Consider the following 14,264-nt stretch of genomic DNA (forward strand, 5'->3'; position numbering starts at 1 on the left):
AAGTGCAAAAGTCGTCGTCAGGGCACAGAAACTGTGCCGCAGGTGTCGCCCGATCATGTGTGAGTATTCCCGTTGCCCGCGAGGAGATGTTTTGTCCGGTGGAATTTCCCCACCGCTCTGGACTAGAGGTACTCCCCAAGGCAGAAATTGCCAGCCGGACCGCCCCTGTGGCGGGTGGCGCGCAACTTCCCGCGTATGGCGGAGGCGGGGCTGTGCGGAAAGACGCCGGTCGCAGAGAAGTGAGGGACGAGATGGAGATTGCCACACTGGCCGAGCAGGTTCTTGCCGGGGAGCGTCGGGCGCTGGCCCGGGCGATCACGCTGATCGAAAGCGGCCGGGCCGATCACCGCGCCCAGGCCACCGAGTTGATGGAGCACCTGCAGAAGGCCGACCGCCAGGCGCTGCGAATCGGGCTCTCGGGCACGCCGGGCGTCGGCAAATCGACCTTCATCGAAAGTTTCGGCCTGATGCTGACCGGGCAGGGCAAGAAGGTGGCGGTGCTGGCCGTCGATCCCTCTTCGGCGCGCTCCGGCGGATCGATTCTCGGTGACAAGACGCGGATGGAGCAGCTGACCCGCGACCGCAACGCTTTCATCCGCCCATCGCCCAGCCAGTCGCATCTTGGCGGCGTTGCCCGGCGCACGCGAGAGGCGGTGCGGCTTTGCGAGGCGGCGGGCTTTGACGTGGTGCTGATCGAGACCGTGGGGGTGGGGCAGTCAGAGACGGTGGTGGCCGAGATGTCCGATCTCTTTTTGCTGCTGCTGGCACCCGCTGGCGGCGACGAGTTGCAGGGCGTCAAGCGCGGCATCATGGAGATGGCCGACCTGATCCTCGTCAACAAGGCTGATGGCGACCTGAAGCCTACCGCAATGCGCACCTGCGCGGATTATGCCGGCGCCCTGCGCCTGCTGCGCAAGCGGCCGCAGGACCCGCCCGGTTTCCCCAAGGCGCTGACCGTCTCGGCGCTCGAGGAAGAGGGGCTGGCGCAGGCCTGGGACGAGATGCAGGTGCTGACCCAGTGGCGCCGCGACGAAGGGCATTTCGATGCCCGCCGCGCCGACCAGGCGCGCTACTGGTTTGCCGAAGAGGTGCGCCAGGCGCTGCTGTCGCGGTTGCAGACCCCCGAGGCGCGCGCCGCCATGGCCGACCTCTCGGAAGAGGTGGCCCAGGGCCGCACCACACCGGCCCGCGCCGCACAGGACATGCTGGACCGGCACCTCGGCGGATGACGGGCGAGCGGCTCTTTGACGGCGCGCTGATCCGCGCCACGCTGTTCAATCCGGGGCAGAAGACGCTCTTTGTCAGCTTCCGTCAAAGACTTGCCGCGCCGGGGCAGTTCGACGACCCGCGCCCGGTGCGCAGTATTACCGCCGCGGGCATGAGCCACCTGCACCTGCAGTCGCGCTGGAACGACTGGTACATCAACGACGAGACCACGGCGCTGGAGGCCGCGCTGCGCGCCCATGCGGCGGGTTATGACGATGCCTGCGCCATGGGGTTCTCGATGGGCGGCTACGCGGCGTTCCGATTTGCCGAGGCGCTGCGGCTTCGTCGGGTCATCGCGGTCTCGCCGCAATATTCGATTGCGCCCGAGCATGTGCCCTTTGACCGCCGCTACCGCGATTGCGCTGGGGGATTCGACGCGGACCTCGGCGATCTCTCGACGCGGGGGACCGATCTGCAGGGCGTGATCCTCGCCGATCCCTTTCGGCCGATGGACATCCGCAATGCCGCCCTGATCTCTGCTGCCTTTCCGCAGGTGTCGCTGGTGCGGCTGGCCGGCGGCGGCCACCCGGCGACCGGGGTGCTGCGAGAGGGCGGGCGCTTCGGCAAGCTGCAGGCACAATTGACCAAGAAACAGGTGCCTGCGGTGCGGATCACCATGTTGCACCGGCGCTCGCGGCGGCAGAGCCCGAAGTACTGGCGCCACCTCGCCGCGCAGGCGGAAAAGTCCGGCCGCCGGGCCCTTGCGGCGCGCGCTCTGGCCCGGGCCGAGGCGCTTGACGCCGCGCCCGCGTGAAGATGTGGTCTGCCCGCGTCACCAGCCCTTGACGATCCCGGCCCGCCCGCGTAATAGCCTGCAAACCAGATTCCGGGCGCGGCCTATGCGGCGCCCTTTGATATTTGCGGGGCGCGTCCGGGCCAATGGGTTCGATGTCCTGCTCTGAAACGATGAGGATGATCACATGTCGCGCCGCTGCGAACTGACCGGAAAAGGCCCGATGACTGGCAACAACGTCAGCCACGCCAACAACAAGACCAAACGTCGCTTTCTGCCCAACCTGAACGACGTGACCCTGCAATCCGAAACCCTGAAGCGCGGCATCAAGCTGCGCATCTCGGCGTCGGCCCTGCGCTCGGTGGACCACCGTGGCGGTCTCGACAAGTTCCTGGCGAAAGCCAAGGACGCCGAGCTGTCGGATGCGGCGCTCAAGGTCAAGAAAGAGATCATGAAAGCCCAGGCCGCCGAGGCCTGATCTTTCCCTCTTTGCGCGGCCCTGCGGGGTCGTCTGACCCTCGGCGGCCCACCCGGCGGGGGTTATTCTGTTGTGGGATGGTGTTTTTTCGGCGCCAGTTCGGCGACCTGCGGCGCACCGGGCATCTGCCCCGAGATCTCCAGCACCAGCTTGCGCTTGACCGCGGAGGCAAAGGAGGCGCGGCTCTCGGCCGTGACGACAAAGGCGCCCATGCCGCCGATGATCCGTTCCTCGTAAAGCGCCTCGAGCCCGCCATGGGCGCGGCCGGGATCGTCCGGCCGAAGGATCGGCAGGGCGTTGATGGTGATCCCCGCCGCCAGCACCTGCGCCCGCGCCTCGGCGATCGCCGGTCCCGCATGGTTGTTGGCACTGTCGCCGGAAAAGTCGATCACCCGCCGCCAGCCCTGAATGTCGTTCTCTTCGATCTGCCGCAGCCCTTCGAGCAGCGCGCGGCCGATGGCATTGCGCCCGGAGGCGCGGCGCGGCGTGGCCAGCAGGCGGCTGGCAAAGCCCTCGGCCGCCTGCAACCCGTCGATCCGCGTCCAGGGCACGACGACGGCGGTGTCCTGCGCCCATTCCACGTAGGTCACGGCAATGGTGCCATAGGCAGTGCCCTTGATCGCCTCCAGCACCTCTGGATCGGTCAGGGCCATGGCATAGCCCTGGCGCTGAAAGGCGATCTCGCGGCTGTCGATCGAGCCGGAGGCATCGGCCAGCAGCACCAGTTCGAGGTCGGTGTCCTGCGCCAGCATCATGCCGGGCAGGGCAAGCAGGAAGAGGGAAAGGGCAAGGGCGCGCATGGGGCCACGATAGCGCCAAGCGGGCGGCGGCGGACGCACAATTTCGTCAGCGCGCCGGGGGACTATCCTTTCGGATAGGTCAGGTCACCCTCTGCGCTTTTGCCCTTTTGGGGCGAGAGGGTTACATCTGGGACATGCGATGAGTGACCTGCCGCAAGGTGCAAACCCCTGAAGCGGCATCGGGCCAGAAGGGCCCCAACCGCTACGCTGCGCGGCGGGTCATTCTTCGTGTACCCAAGACAACCTTCCCTCATGAACTGCGATGGGGCGGCCCTGCACAGGCCGCCCCATTTGCCGGTCGGGGGCCGGCGCCAAGGGGTTACTTGCCCTTCTGGCCGCCGATGTTGAGCGGTTTGCCGAGGTTGGAATTCGCGGTGGCGAGGACCTTGGGCTTTTCCTGCTTGGGTTTCTTGGCTTCTTTGTTGCCCTTGTTCTTGCTCTTGGACATGAATGATCTCCGATGATTTCCCGCAGCGGGATCGCCACGGGCCGTCGCATCGTCAGGCGATCAGGGTTGCCCGGTCTTGCGGGGCGATGATCCTTGGGAGGCGGCAGGGGCCGGAGATTCGCTCTCCCGGAGCCTGCGAGGTGGAATCTACGCTTGTGTCGGGGCGCTCGCAAGAGGGATGATCGGGGGCGGTTGTGCGATGTTCGCGTCGGTCGCGCTTCTCACCGGCCCGGAATCAAGGCCGCAGGCCGCCGGGCCAGCGCCTGCCCGCCCCGTCGGGCTGGCGCTTTGGCAGGGCTGGGCGCTTCGAATATCTGTGGGACGTGCTTGGCTGAGATAAAGCGCTGTCGAACGACGGGAGCAGCGCCACCCCGCGGGCAGGCGCTGGCCCGGCTCGTCAAATGGTCAGAACTGCGCCGTAGGGTAAGCAGTATTGCCCACCATCGCACAAAGTTACCGGCGCGCTTCGCGCACCTGAGCCGTCAAACATCCAACTCCTCGACAAACTTCGCATTCGCCTGGATGTACTCGAACCGTTTCTCCGGCTTCTTGCCCATCAGCCGTTCCACCAGGTCGCCGGTCTCGCCGGGTTCGTCCTCGTCGATCGACACCCGGATCAGCTTGCGCGTCTCGGGGTTCATCGTGGTTTCCTTCAGGTCCTTGGCGTCCATCTCGCCAAGACCCTTGAACCGCGAGACAGAGATGTTGCCCTTGCCGCCCAGACCCTTCTCGAGCCAGATGTCGCGCTCGGCCTCGTCAAGGCAATAGACCCGCTTGGCCCCCTGGGTCAGCCGGAACAACGGCGGGCAGGCCAGATAGAGGTGCCCGGCGTCGATCATCGGCCGCATCTGGGTGAAGAAGAAGGTCATCAAGAGCGCCGCGATATGGGCGCCGTCGACGTCGGCGTCGGTCATGATGATGATCTTCTCGTAGCGCAGATCATCGATGTTGAACTTGGTGCCCAAGCCCACGCCAAGCGCCTGTGACAGATCGGAAATCTCGGCGTTGGAACCCAGCTTGGACGAGGCCGCGCCCAGCACGTTGAGGATCTTGCCGCGCAGCGGCAAGAGCGCCTGGGTCTTGCGGTCGCGCGCCATCTTGGCCGAACCACCAGCCGAATCGCCCTCGACGATGAAGAGCTCCGTTCCCTCGCGCGAGGTGGCCGAGCAATCGACCAGCTTGCCGGGCAGGCGCAGCTTCTTGGTGGCGGTCTTGCGCGCGGTTTCCTTTTCCTGCCGCCGCCGCAGCCGCTCTTCGGCGCGCAGCACCAGGAAATCGAGGATCGCGCCGGCGCTCTTGGTGTCCGAGGTCAGCCAGTGGTCGAAGTGATCGCGCACCGCGCCCTCGACCAGCTTGGCGGCCTCGGTGGTGGCCAGCCGGTCCTTGGTCTGGCCGACGAACTCCGGCTCGCGGATGAAGCAGGACACCAGCGCGCAGCCGCCGGTGATCAGGTCGTCGCGGGTGATCTGCGCCGCCTTCTTGTTGTTCGACAGCTCCCCATAGGCGCGGATGCCCTTGAGGATCGCGGCCCAGAAGCCGGCCTCGTGGGTGCCGCCCTCGGGGGTGGGGACAGTGTTGCAGTAGGACTGGATGAAGCCGTCGCGCGACGGCGTCCAGTTGATCGCCCATTCGACCTTGCCCGGGGCATTGAACTTCTCACGGAAATCCACCGTGCCGGCAAAGGGCTTCTCGGCATAGGTCGAGGCGTTGCCCAGCGTCTCGGTCAGATAGTCAGACAGGCCGCCGGGAAAGTGGAAGGTGGCCTCGGTCGGGGTCTCGCCATCGTCGATCGCCGATTTCCAGCGAATCTCCACGCCCGAGAACAGGTAGGCCTTGGAGCGCACCATCTTGAGCAGGCGGGCGGGCTTGAACCGGTGCTTGCCGAAGATCTGCTCGTCGGCGTGAAAGGTCACCGTGGTGCCGCGCCGGTTGGGCGCCGCGCCGATCCTGGCGACGCCACCCTGCGGGATGCCGCGGGAAAAGCGTTGCTCGTAGAGCTCCTTGTTGCGCGCCACCTGCACCACCATCGAATCCGACAGCGCGTTGACCACCGAGGCGCCCACACCGTGCAGACCGCCAGAGGTCTCATAGGCCTTGCCCGAGAACTTGCCGCCGGCGTGCAGCGTGCAGAGGATCACCTCGAGCGCTGATTTGTCGGGGAATTTCGGGTGCGGATCGATCGGGATGCCGCGGCCGTTGTCGCGGATGGTGACGGCGAAATCCTCGTGCAGCTCGACCTCGATGCGATTGGCATGGCCGGCCACCGCTTCGTCCATCGAGTTGTCGAGCACCTCGGCCACCATGTGGTGCAGCGCCCGCTCGTCGGTACCGCCGATGTACATGCCCGGGCGCTTGCGCACCGGCTCCAGCCCTTCGAGCACCTCGATGTGGCTGGCATCATAGTCGGAAGGGTTCACCGGGGTGAGGAGATCGTCGGCCATGTCCGCTGCTCTTTGTTGCTCTTGATTGCCGCACAGTATGGCAGAGCGGGCCGGGCGGGGGAAGGGTGTGGATCGCCTGCCGGGGCGGAACGGGCTTGCGTCCTGTCGCGTGGTGGCGATTATCCGCGACTGACAGAACGGAGGTCCTTTCATGCGGATTGCATTCACCGGTGGTAGCGGCAAGGCCGGCCGACATATCGTTCCCTGGCTGCGCTCGCGCGGGCACCGGGTGCTCAACCTCGATCTGGACGCGCCGCAGGCGCCCGACAACCTGTCGGTCGATCTGACCGACAGCGGCCAGGTGTTCAATGCGCTCTCCAGCCTGTCGGGCTTCGACGAGCTGAACGCCCCCGAGGCACCGAAGTTCGACGCGGTGGTGCATTTCGCGGCGCTGGCGCGCATCCTGATCAAGCCCGATAACGAGACCTTCCGCGTCAATACCCTGTCGACCTACAACGTCATGGAAGCGGCGGTGAAGCTCGGCATTCCCAAGGTGATCTTTGCCTCGTCAGAGACGACCTATGGCGTCTGTTTCGCCCAGGGCGAGCTGCGCCCCGACTACCTGCCGGTCGATGAAGAGCACCCGGTGGTGCCGCATGACAGCTACGCCATGTCCAAGATCTGCAACGAGGCCTGCGGCCGGTCCTTTCAGGCGCGGTCGGGCATCGACATCTACGGGTTGCGGATCAACAACGTCATAGCGCCCGAGGAATACGCCAGCAAATTCCCCGCCTTTCTGGCCGATCCCGCACAGCGGCGGCGCAACATCTTCGGCTATATCGACGTGCGCGATCTCGGCCAGATGGTGGAGAAATGCCTCGAGACAGACGGTCTGGGCTACGAGGTGTTCAACGTCGCCAACGACGATCTCTCGGTCGGGCTGAGCAACGCAGAGGTACGCGCGCGGTTCTACGAGGGCGTGCCGCTGCGCCACGAGATGGGCGAGACCGAGACGTTCTACAGCAACCGCAAGGCCAAGGAGATGCTGGGCTTTCAGCCCGAGCATTCGTGGCGCGACGTGCTGGGGTAGGGCGCTCAGCCGGCCTTGGTGCGCAGCCAGTCGGCCAGGCTCGCCGGGTCGAGGTGGCCCTGGGCGAGGCGGATGATGCGGTCGCCGACCTCTTCGGTCTCGTGCGTGATCGAGATGCCGTTCAGGCGCAGGCAGACCAGCATGGTGCGATAGGCGGTGCGCTTGTTGCCGTCATTGAAGCAATGCCCGGTGGCAATGGCCACGGCGTACGCCGCTGTCAGATCGAAGGCATCCTCGATCAAGCCATAGACCAGGCGGTTGTCCACCCGGGCCAAGGCGCCTTCCAGGGACTTGTCCTTGGCACGACCAGCCAACTCGCCGGCATTGAGTACCAGATCATGCAGCCGTTCGACCTGGTCGGGCGTGAGCAGGACGAAGTTCATTTATCCTTCAGGTAGTCGAGCACCGGCGCGGCCTGGGCGCGTGTCTCTTCGACCGCCGCCAGAACCTCGTCCATCGACGCATAGCGCGGTTCGCTGTCCAGCGTCGCCTCTTCCGGCACCAGGTAGCCGACGCATTTCGAGTTCTTCATGATCGCCACCGGCTCGCCGCCGGCGCGGTCGAAGACCTTCTGCGGTTCCCGCAGTTCGGTCATGGTGCAGATGTTGCGGGTGTGAAGACGGGTGACCATTGGAGATTCCCTGCATCAAGATGTGTACTGAAATATACACTTTTCCGCGCATTATGCAAGGCGCCCGCTCAGGGCGTCACCGTCTCGACCTCGAATTGCACGAACAACGGCACCGGTTCCGGCGTCTTCTTGCGCCGCGACAGCGACACCGCCGCCCGCGTCGTATCACCGAAGCCCGCAGTTTCCAGCAATTCTCCCAGCCCCGGCGGGCGGGCGCCTGCGGCGCGGGTGCGGTCGACGGCGTCCTGCGCCAAAAAGGACAGGTCCTCGAGCACCGATCCCGGGGTCACCGGTGAGAACACCACGATCATTCGCTCTCGGCCAAGGCTGGTGTCGGTGATCAGCACGAAATCCTCGTCCAGCCGGTCGCCGGGCTGCATCCGGCCGTTGCCCATGAAGGTGATCGAATAGTCAGAGCCGACGTAGAGGATGTTGAAATCCACCGGCGCGGCGCCAGCGTTGGCCAGCCGCAGGCCCAGCGTGTCGTCCGGCACCAGCCGCGGCACCGAGGCCGCTGAGAGGCCCGTGCGCGAGGCGGGCGGCACCTCTTCGCGCACCGCGTCATAGCGCCCGCGCACCATCTCGGCCTCGACCTGCAGCGCGCTGGCGCCGGCAGTGGCCGCGCCCACCTTCATCAGGTTGAGCGCGCGCGACATCCGGGTTAGGGACTCCGCCACCGCATGGGCCAGGTCCTCTGGCGTTTTGTCACCGGTCGAGATCGAGGGCAACTGGGCCAGGGTGCTCTCGTCCACCACGCCCGCCGCGGTCAGGAACCAGAGCGCGTCGGGCCGCACGCTGTCGGCAAAGACCGCGAGGCGCAGGTCGGCCTCGCCGTCGCCCGCCGGCACGAACCGGATGCGCGGGCTGGTCAGCCCGTCGCGGGTGATGACCTGCAGGGCGGCGTCCAGGGCGTCAGCCGGGGCAGAGCCGGGGGCAGGCAGAGCGACGGTGAGCGACAGGTTGAGCGTGGTGCCGGTCTTGCGCAGTACCGCGCCGGGGGGCAGGGCGTCGAGGTCGAAGTCGCCACTGGCCTGCGCCGAAAAGGTCTCGGCTGTGTTCACGGTAAAGACCGCCAGCGCCGCCTCGTCAGGATCGGCGGGCGAGGCCAGCAGCAGAAGCTCCGAGCCTGCCTCCAGCCCGTGCAACCGGCCCGCCGGCAGCTGCAAGGCGTCGCCGGCGCGGCTGGCGGGCCATTGCAGGATACGGTCGGCCTCGGTGCGGCCAAAGACCGGCAGGTCGAGGTCGCCTTCGAACAGCGGCGTGGCGCGGGCGAGGTTCTGCGTGCCGTATTTGCGCAGCACCTCCTGCGCCAATTGCCGATAGGTGATGCCCGGTCGTTCGGCCAAAGTCTCGAACAGCGTATAGGTGAAGACCCCCTGCAGCCGGCGGCCGGCCTTGCCCTTGGGCATGTTCTTTTCGGGCGTGGTCTCGTTGGTCTGGGCGGCGAAGAAGGCCACCAGCCGGCCGCGGTCGCCGTCGCCCGCCACAGCGACCACCGGCACCTCGGGCGGGGCCTGCGGGTCAGGCAGGGTGCGACTGCGGCTCTCGGCCTCGGCCAGGGTCAGGGCGGGGATCGCCAGCGCCTCTGGCGGCAGTTGCCGCATCCGCACCTCGTCACCGCCGGGCGCGGCGCGGGTGGCGGTGCCGGAATGGCAGCTGTCGAAGACCACCCAGACATCGGCGCCGCGCGCCCGTATCGCATCGATCATCGCGCCGATCTCGTCATCGACCAATGCGTTCTCGACCGTCCCGACGGTGTCGTTCCAGGGGCCGATGTCCGTCGGCAGGAAGATCTCGTCGAGCCCGTCAAGCTCGCTCTCGGGGTCGGTCGCGGGGGTCTGCGAGCCGTGGCCCGAGAAATGCAGGTAGACGAAATCGCCGGCCTCGACCTCCTGCGCCAGCGCGGCAAATTCCGCCCGGATCGCGGCCAGCGTCGGATCGGCCGCGCCCTCGACACCATCGGCCAGCACGGTGATGTTTTCGGGCGCGAAGGGCAGGGCGGGGTTGCCGGCAAGGAACCGCGCCACGAGGTCGACGTCATTGGCCGGACCCTTGAGCCAGAAGCGTTCATCGAGCGACGGATAAGTCGAGGCGCCAATCAGCAGGGCATGCGCCTCGCGCGCCAGCGCCGCAGCGGGAAGCAAGAGCGCCAGCAGCGTCAGAAGAAGGGAGGAACGACGAAGCATGGCGGCCCTCTCAGTTGGTGATCAGGGAATAGCCGGAATCGCTGCGCCCGCGGTTGCGCACCACCACGGTAAAGGCCGCGTCCTGCGCCGGGGTCCAGCCGCAATGGGCAATCGCCGAGATATCGGTGTCGGAACAGACCAGCCGCGACTGGGCATCGTAGACAAAGAGGTTGAGATCGGCCTGGCCGCCGCCCTCGACATAGACATCGGCATATTCGCCGCCACGGTAGGTCAGCGGCGGATAGGTGTCGGTGCCGCCATTGCGGATCGCGGTGATCGAATAGAGCTGGCCGGTCTTGACGCCGCGACTGCCCTCGGCGGCGATATCCTCGGCCAGCTGGGTGATCACCGGGTCTTCGGGCGCCAGCGCCACGGCGGCGTCGAGCATCTCCTGCCAGCCCAGCGGCGCCTCGGCAGTGACCTTGTCGGGCAGGGGCATGTCCTTTTCGGGGGTGCGCTCGACCGGCTCCAGCCGCACCGATTTGCGCAGCTTGGCGGCGGCGAGCAACAACAGCGGATCGCTGGCCTCCTGACCGGCGAGGTAGAGCTCGGCCGAGAGCGCGGCGGTCTGGGCGGCGGTGTTCTGGGCCGACGCAGGCGCGGCAAGAAGCCCGAGCGCCAAGGCGGCGGAGACAAGCCAAGGGGACATCTGAAACACTCCTGAACCAATCAATTTGACCCGATATTGAGCCGAAGCGCCCCGCATTCAAAGGATTTGTTGTGGCCTCTGTGCACATAACAGCCCTTTTCATGTGCTTCCGGCGGCGCCCCTCCCTAGCTTGAGGTCATGCAAGTTTTCGCAGGAGTGCGCGATGCCGACCCGAAAGATCACCCGCCGCATGAGCCTCATGTTGCCGCTGTTGCCACTCTTGGCCAAGGCCTCTGACGCCGTGGCGCATGAAGCCGCAGACGTCTCTGCCCTGCGCCGGGCCATGGCGGCGACACTGGTGGTCACCGGTGCGGACCGGGACCGGGCGTTCCTGGGCTCGGCCGTGCTCTGGCAGGACGGGCGGCAGGCGGTGACGGCGGCGCATGTGGTGGGCACACGCCGCGCGCTGCGGCTGCGCGATGCCGAGGGCCGCGAGTTGAACGCCGAGGTGACGCAGATCGATGCAGCGCGCGACGTGGCCTTTCTGCAGCTGGAGGGGGCGCGCGCCCCGGGCCTCTCTCCGCGCCCCGGACGGGCGGCGCTGGGCGAGACGGTCTATGCGGTGGGCGCCCCTTTCGAGGCGGCGCAGACCCTGACCGCTGGCATCGTCTCGGCCAGTGACCGGCAGGTCGACCCGGCGCTGCCGGTCCGGCTGATCCAGCATGATGCGGCGATCAATGCCGGGTCCTCAGGTGGGCCGCTGGTAGATGCCGAGGGCCGGCTGATCGGGCTCAACAGCGGGCTGGCGCGGGCCAGCCGGTTCTTTGCCGGCATGGCCTATGCGCTGCCGATGGAGCTTGTGCAGGCGGTGCATGACGGCCGTCTGCGCCCGGTGCCGCGCCTCGGCCTGCGCCTGCGCCCGGTCGATGCGATGATTGCCGAGGCGCTGGGGCTGAGTGACACCACCGGCCTGCTGGTCGATCACGTCACACCGCAGGGCTGCGCCGCCACGGCCGGGCTGCGCCCCGGTGACATCTTGCTGGCGGTCGACGGCAGGCCGATCACCGGTCAGGGCGACCTTGCCCTGAGGATCGACGCGCGCGCGGGCGCAAGCGTCAGCCTCGGCCTGCGGCGCGGTCCGGAAACCTTGAGCGCCACCCTGCGCTTCGACCCGGCCGAACCCGCGCCGGCGCTGATGGGGCTGACCCTGTCGGCACAGGCCGCCCCGGCGGCGCGCGGCACCAGCCTGCAGGCGCTGGGCGTGACCCTCAGCGGCCGGCGGGTGACCGCGCTGGCCGCCACCAGCCCGGCCTATCTGGCCGGTCTCTCGGTGGGCGACGAGATCCTCGCCTTCAACGGCGCGCCCGCCACAGCGCCCTGGCCCGAGATCACCGGTCCGGTCGTGCTGCTGGTCAGCGCGGCCGGCGGTCAGACCCGCCACGTGGTCTTTGATCCGTTTTCCAACCAGCAGGGGATGCGACCGATCGGCGGTGCGGTTGTGCTTGACCCCGCGGTAATTACACTTTGATCTGGAGGCAGAGATGACCGTGCAAGAGATGACCCAGACCCCCACAGTCCCCGACAAGGCCACAAGGCCCCGCCGCATCCTGATCGTCGAGGACGATGCCGCCGCCGCCCGCGCCATGTCGGAGGCGGCGAGCGATCTCGGCTGCGAGCCCATCGTGATGCGCAACTTCGACGACGGGGTAAAGGCCGCGGGGCTCGCCGATTTCGCCGTCGTGGTCTTTGACCGCATGCTGCCCGGCGGCGACGGGGTCGAGGCGATTGCCAAGATCCGCGCCGGCGGCTCGACCGCGCTGATCCTCGTGGTCTCGGCGCTGGGCCGCGCCGCCAACAAGATCGAGGGGCTGGAGAAGGGCGCCGACGATTACCTCGCCAAACCCTTCGATCCCGAAGAGCTGCGTGCCCGGCTCAGGGCGCTGCTGCGGCGGCAGGAGATGACGGTGCTCGACAACGACCTGATCGCCTTTGGCGATCTGGAAATCCGCATGAAGGCGCGCACCGTGCACGTAAAGACCGACCACGTGCCGGTCAGCCCCAAGGAGTTCGAGTTGATCACCTATTTCGCCCGCAACGCCGGGCAGGTAGTGACCCGGATGCAGCTGCTGGAGCATGTCTGGAACCTGCATTTCGACCCGCAGACCAATGTCGTCGACGTGCATGTCGGGCGCTTGCGCCGCAAGCTCGAGGCGGCGGCGGGGCGGCCGGTGATCCATACCGCGCGGGGCGAAGGCTATCTCTTCGATCCCGGCCGGGGCGCTGCGTGAGGCCGGTGCGGCTGGCCCGTTCGGCGAGCCTGCGCCTGACGCTGGCGATTGCCAGCCTGATCCTGCTGATGGCGCTCTTGGCGATGGCGGTGCAGTACCGCACCGCCGCGCAGGCGCTCGACCGGCAGCAGCGCGAACTGCTGCAATCCGACATCGACAGTTTCGCCGAGCTCTACGACCAGCGCCGCATCCCGGCGCTGCGTCAGGCCATCGAGGACCGCGCGGCGCAGACGCCGCAGGGTCAGGCGCTCTACCTGTTGCAGGACCGCGAGGGGCGGACGCTGGCGGGCAACCTGTCAGACTGGCCCGAGGACCTGCCGGCGATGGCCGGCGGCGTGACCGAGGCGGCACCGCGCCAGTTCACCCTGCCGCCGGGCGAGGCGGCCTACAACGGCATCGCCCGGGTGCTGCCCGGCGGCTTTCCCCTGCTGGTGGCCCGCGCCGACACGCTCACCGCCGACACCCTGGCCGAGATGCGCGGCACGCTGTTGTGGATGACGCTGGCGCTGCTGGGCATGGCGGCGCTGACCGGCGGCTTTGTCAGCCGGCTGGTGCTGCGCCGGATCGACCGGGTCAATGCCCTGGCCGACCGGGTCGCCGCCGGCGATCTGGCGGCGCGGCTGCCCGGAGCCCGCAGCCCGGATGAATTCGGCGCGCTCGAGGAGCATGTGCATGCGATGCTCGACCGCATCCAGAACCTGAACGCCGCCACCAACCGGCTGTCGGACGCCATCGCGCACGAGCTGCGCACGCCGCTCAACCGCATCGCCCAGAAGCTCGACCAGCTCGAAGGCCAGCCGGAGCTGGTGGGCGAGATCCGTGCCGAGCTGCGCGGCACCATCCGCATCTTCGACGCCTTGCTCGACATCTCGGGCGCGCTGGCGGAACAGGGCCAGAGGCCCGGTCTCGCGCCGCTCGATCTGAGCCAGGTGGCGCAGGAGGTCTTCGAGCTTTACGAGCCGGTGGCCGAGGAGGCGGGGCTCGCCTGCCGGATCGCCGCCGAACCGGGGCTGCACATTCTGGGCGACCGGTCGCTTCTGGCGCAGCTGATCGCCAACCTGCTCGACAATGCCATCAAGTTCTGCGCGCCCGGCGACACCCTGACCCTGAGCCTGACGGCAGCGGAGACGCGCCATGTGCTCGAGGTCTCGGACACCGGGCCGGGGGTGCCCGAGGACATTCGCGCCGATCTCTTCGAGCAGTTCACCCGTGCCGAGCGCGACCGCGACAAGGCCGGCCACGGGCTGGGCCTCGCGCTGGTGCAGGCCATCGCGGCGCGTCATGGCGCACGGCTCGACCTGCCGCAGCGGTCGAAAGGTTTTGCGATTGCCATCGCCTTCCCTAAGCTTGACGCAGAGTTAAGTGATTCGTGAG

At 67.6% G+C, this 14,264-nt stretch carries 14 protein-coding genes; 7 read left to right on the forward strand and 7 right to left on the reverse strand.

Annotated elements, in window-relative coordinates; all coding sequences use genetic code 11:
- Positions 1–251 precede the first annotated feature (251 nt).
- From meaB to rpmB, 3 genes are all read left to right on the forward strand, one after another.
- Positions 252–1,229 carry a methylmalonyl Co-A mutase-associated GTPase MeaB gene (meaB, locus tag ACN0SE_RS05455; protein WP_417523487.1) on the forward strand — a complete coding sequence of 326 codons (978 nt, stop codon included), beginning with the start codon at positions 252–254 and terminating at the stop codon, positions 1,227–1,229.
- Positions 1,226–2,020 (forward strand): alpha/beta fold hydrolase, encoded by a 795-nt coding sequence (locus tag ACN0SE_RS05460; RefSeq protein ID WP_417523488.1) that lies wholly within the window; start codon positions 1,226–1,228, stop codon positions 2,018–2,020. Before meaB ends, ACN0SE_RS05460 begins: the two co-directional genes overlap by 4 nt.
- A 166-nt stretch (positions 2,021–2,186) precedes the next feature.
- Positions 2,187–2,477 (forward strand): 50S ribosomal protein L28, encoded by a 291-nt coding sequence (gene rpmB / locus ACN0SE_RS05465; protein WP_417523489.1) that lies wholly within the window; start codon positions 2,187–2,189, stop codon positions 2,475–2,477.
- Positions 2,478–2,539: 62 nt separating this feature from the next.
- Here rpmB and ACN0SE_RS05470 read toward each other — a convergent pair whose 3' ends face one another.
- The 3 genes from ACN0SE_RS05470 to parE form a co-directional block, all read right to left on the reverse strand.
- Positions 2,540–3,277, reverse strand: a complete 738-nt coding sequence (locus tag ACN0SE_RS05470; RefSeq protein WP_417523490.1) for a DUF1194 domain-containing protein — start codon at positions 3,275–3,277, stop codon at positions 2,540–2,542.
- Positions 3,278–3,596: 319 nt separating this feature from the next.
- On the reverse strand, positions 3,597–3,725 hold the full coding sequence (locus ACN0SE_RS05475) for a hypothetical protein (protein WP_417523491.1): 129 nt from the start codon (positions 3,723–3,725) through the stop codon (positions 3,597–3,599).
- A 482-nt stretch (positions 3,726–4,207) separates the two neighbouring features.
- Positions 4,208–6,166, reverse strand: a complete 1,959-nt coding sequence (gene parE, locus ACN0SE_RS05480; RefSeq protein WP_417523492.1) for a DNA topoisomerase IV subunit B — start codon at positions 6,164–6,166, stop codon at positions 4,208–4,210.
- Positions 6,167–6,317: 151 nt separating this feature from the next.
- Here parE and ACN0SE_RS05485 point away from each other — a divergent pair, with 151 nt between their 5' ends.
- The gene (locus ACN0SE_RS05485) at positions 6,318–7,196 is read left to right on the forward strand and encodes an NAD-dependent epimerase/dehydratase family protein (protein WP_417523493.1); all 879 of its coding nucleotides are present in this window, start codon (positions 6,318–6,320) and stop codon (positions 7,194–7,196) included.
- Between the two features lie 5 nt (positions 7,197–7,201).
- On the opposite strand, the gene ACN0SE_RS05490 is transcribed toward ACN0SE_RS05485, so the two are convergent.
- From ACN0SE_RS05490 to ACN0SE_RS05505, 4 genes are all read right to left on the reverse strand, one after another.
- Positions 7,202–7,579 carry a type II toxin-antitoxin system death-on-curing family toxin gene (locus ACN0SE_RS05490; protein WP_417523494.1) on the reverse strand — a complete coding sequence of 126 codons (378 nt, stop codon included), beginning with the start codon at positions 7,577–7,579 and terminating at the stop codon, positions 7,202–7,204.
- Entirely contained in the window at positions 7,576–7,827 is a 252-nt protein-coding gene (locus tag ACN0SE_RS05495; RefSeq protein ID WP_417523495.1) for a hypothetical protein, read from the reverse strand. The genes ACN0SE_RS05490 and ACN0SE_RS05495 overlap by 4 nt, the downstream gene beginning before the upstream one ends.
- Positions 7,828–7,895: 68 nt before the next feature.
- Positions 7,896–10,013, reverse strand: coding sequence for a caspase family protein (locus tag ACN0SE_RS05500; RefSeq protein ID WP_417523496.1), 2,118 nt, complete (start codon positions 10,011–10,013; stop codon positions 7,896–7,898).
- A gap of 10 nt (positions 10,014–10,023) precedes the next feature.
- The gene (locus tag ACN0SE_RS05505; RefSeq protein WP_417523497.1) at positions 10,024–10,662 is read right to left on the reverse strand and encodes a hypothetical protein; all 639 of its coding nucleotides are present in this window, start codon (positions 10,660–10,662) and stop codon (positions 10,024–10,026) included.
- 163 nt (positions 10,663–10,825) lie between these two features.
- On the opposite strand from ACN0SE_RS05505, the gene ACN0SE_RS05510 reads away from it, so the two are divergent.
- Genes ACN0SE_RS05510 through ACN0SE_RS05520 form a run of 3 tightly spaced genes read left to right on the forward strand, consistent with a single transcriptional unit; the run spans position 10,826 to position 14,263 of the window.
- A complete protein-coding gene (locus ACN0SE_RS05510; protein WP_417523498.1) occupies positions 10,826–12,130 on the forward strand; it encodes a trypsin-like peptidase domain-containing protein in 1,305 nt (434 codons plus the stop codon).
- A 13-nt stretch (positions 12,131–12,143) separates the two neighbouring features.
- On the forward strand, positions 12,144–12,890 hold the full coding sequence (locus ACN0SE_RS05515) for a response regulator transcription factor (RefSeq protein WP_417523499.1): 747 nt from the start codon (positions 12,144–12,146) through the stop codon (positions 12,888–12,890).
- A complete protein-coding gene (locus ACN0SE_RS05520) occupies positions 12,887–14,263 on the forward strand; it encodes an ATP-binding protein (protein ID WP_417523500.1) in 1,377 nt (458 codons plus the stop codon). Before ACN0SE_RS05515 ends, ACN0SE_RS05520 begins: the two co-directional genes overlap by 4 nt.
- Position 14,264: the final 1 nt, after the last annotated feature.

The organism is Marinovum sp. (genome assembly GCF_048263515.1).
Classification (GTDB): Bacteria; Pseudomonadota; Alphaproteobacteria; order Rhodobacterales; family Rhodobacteraceae; genus Marinovum.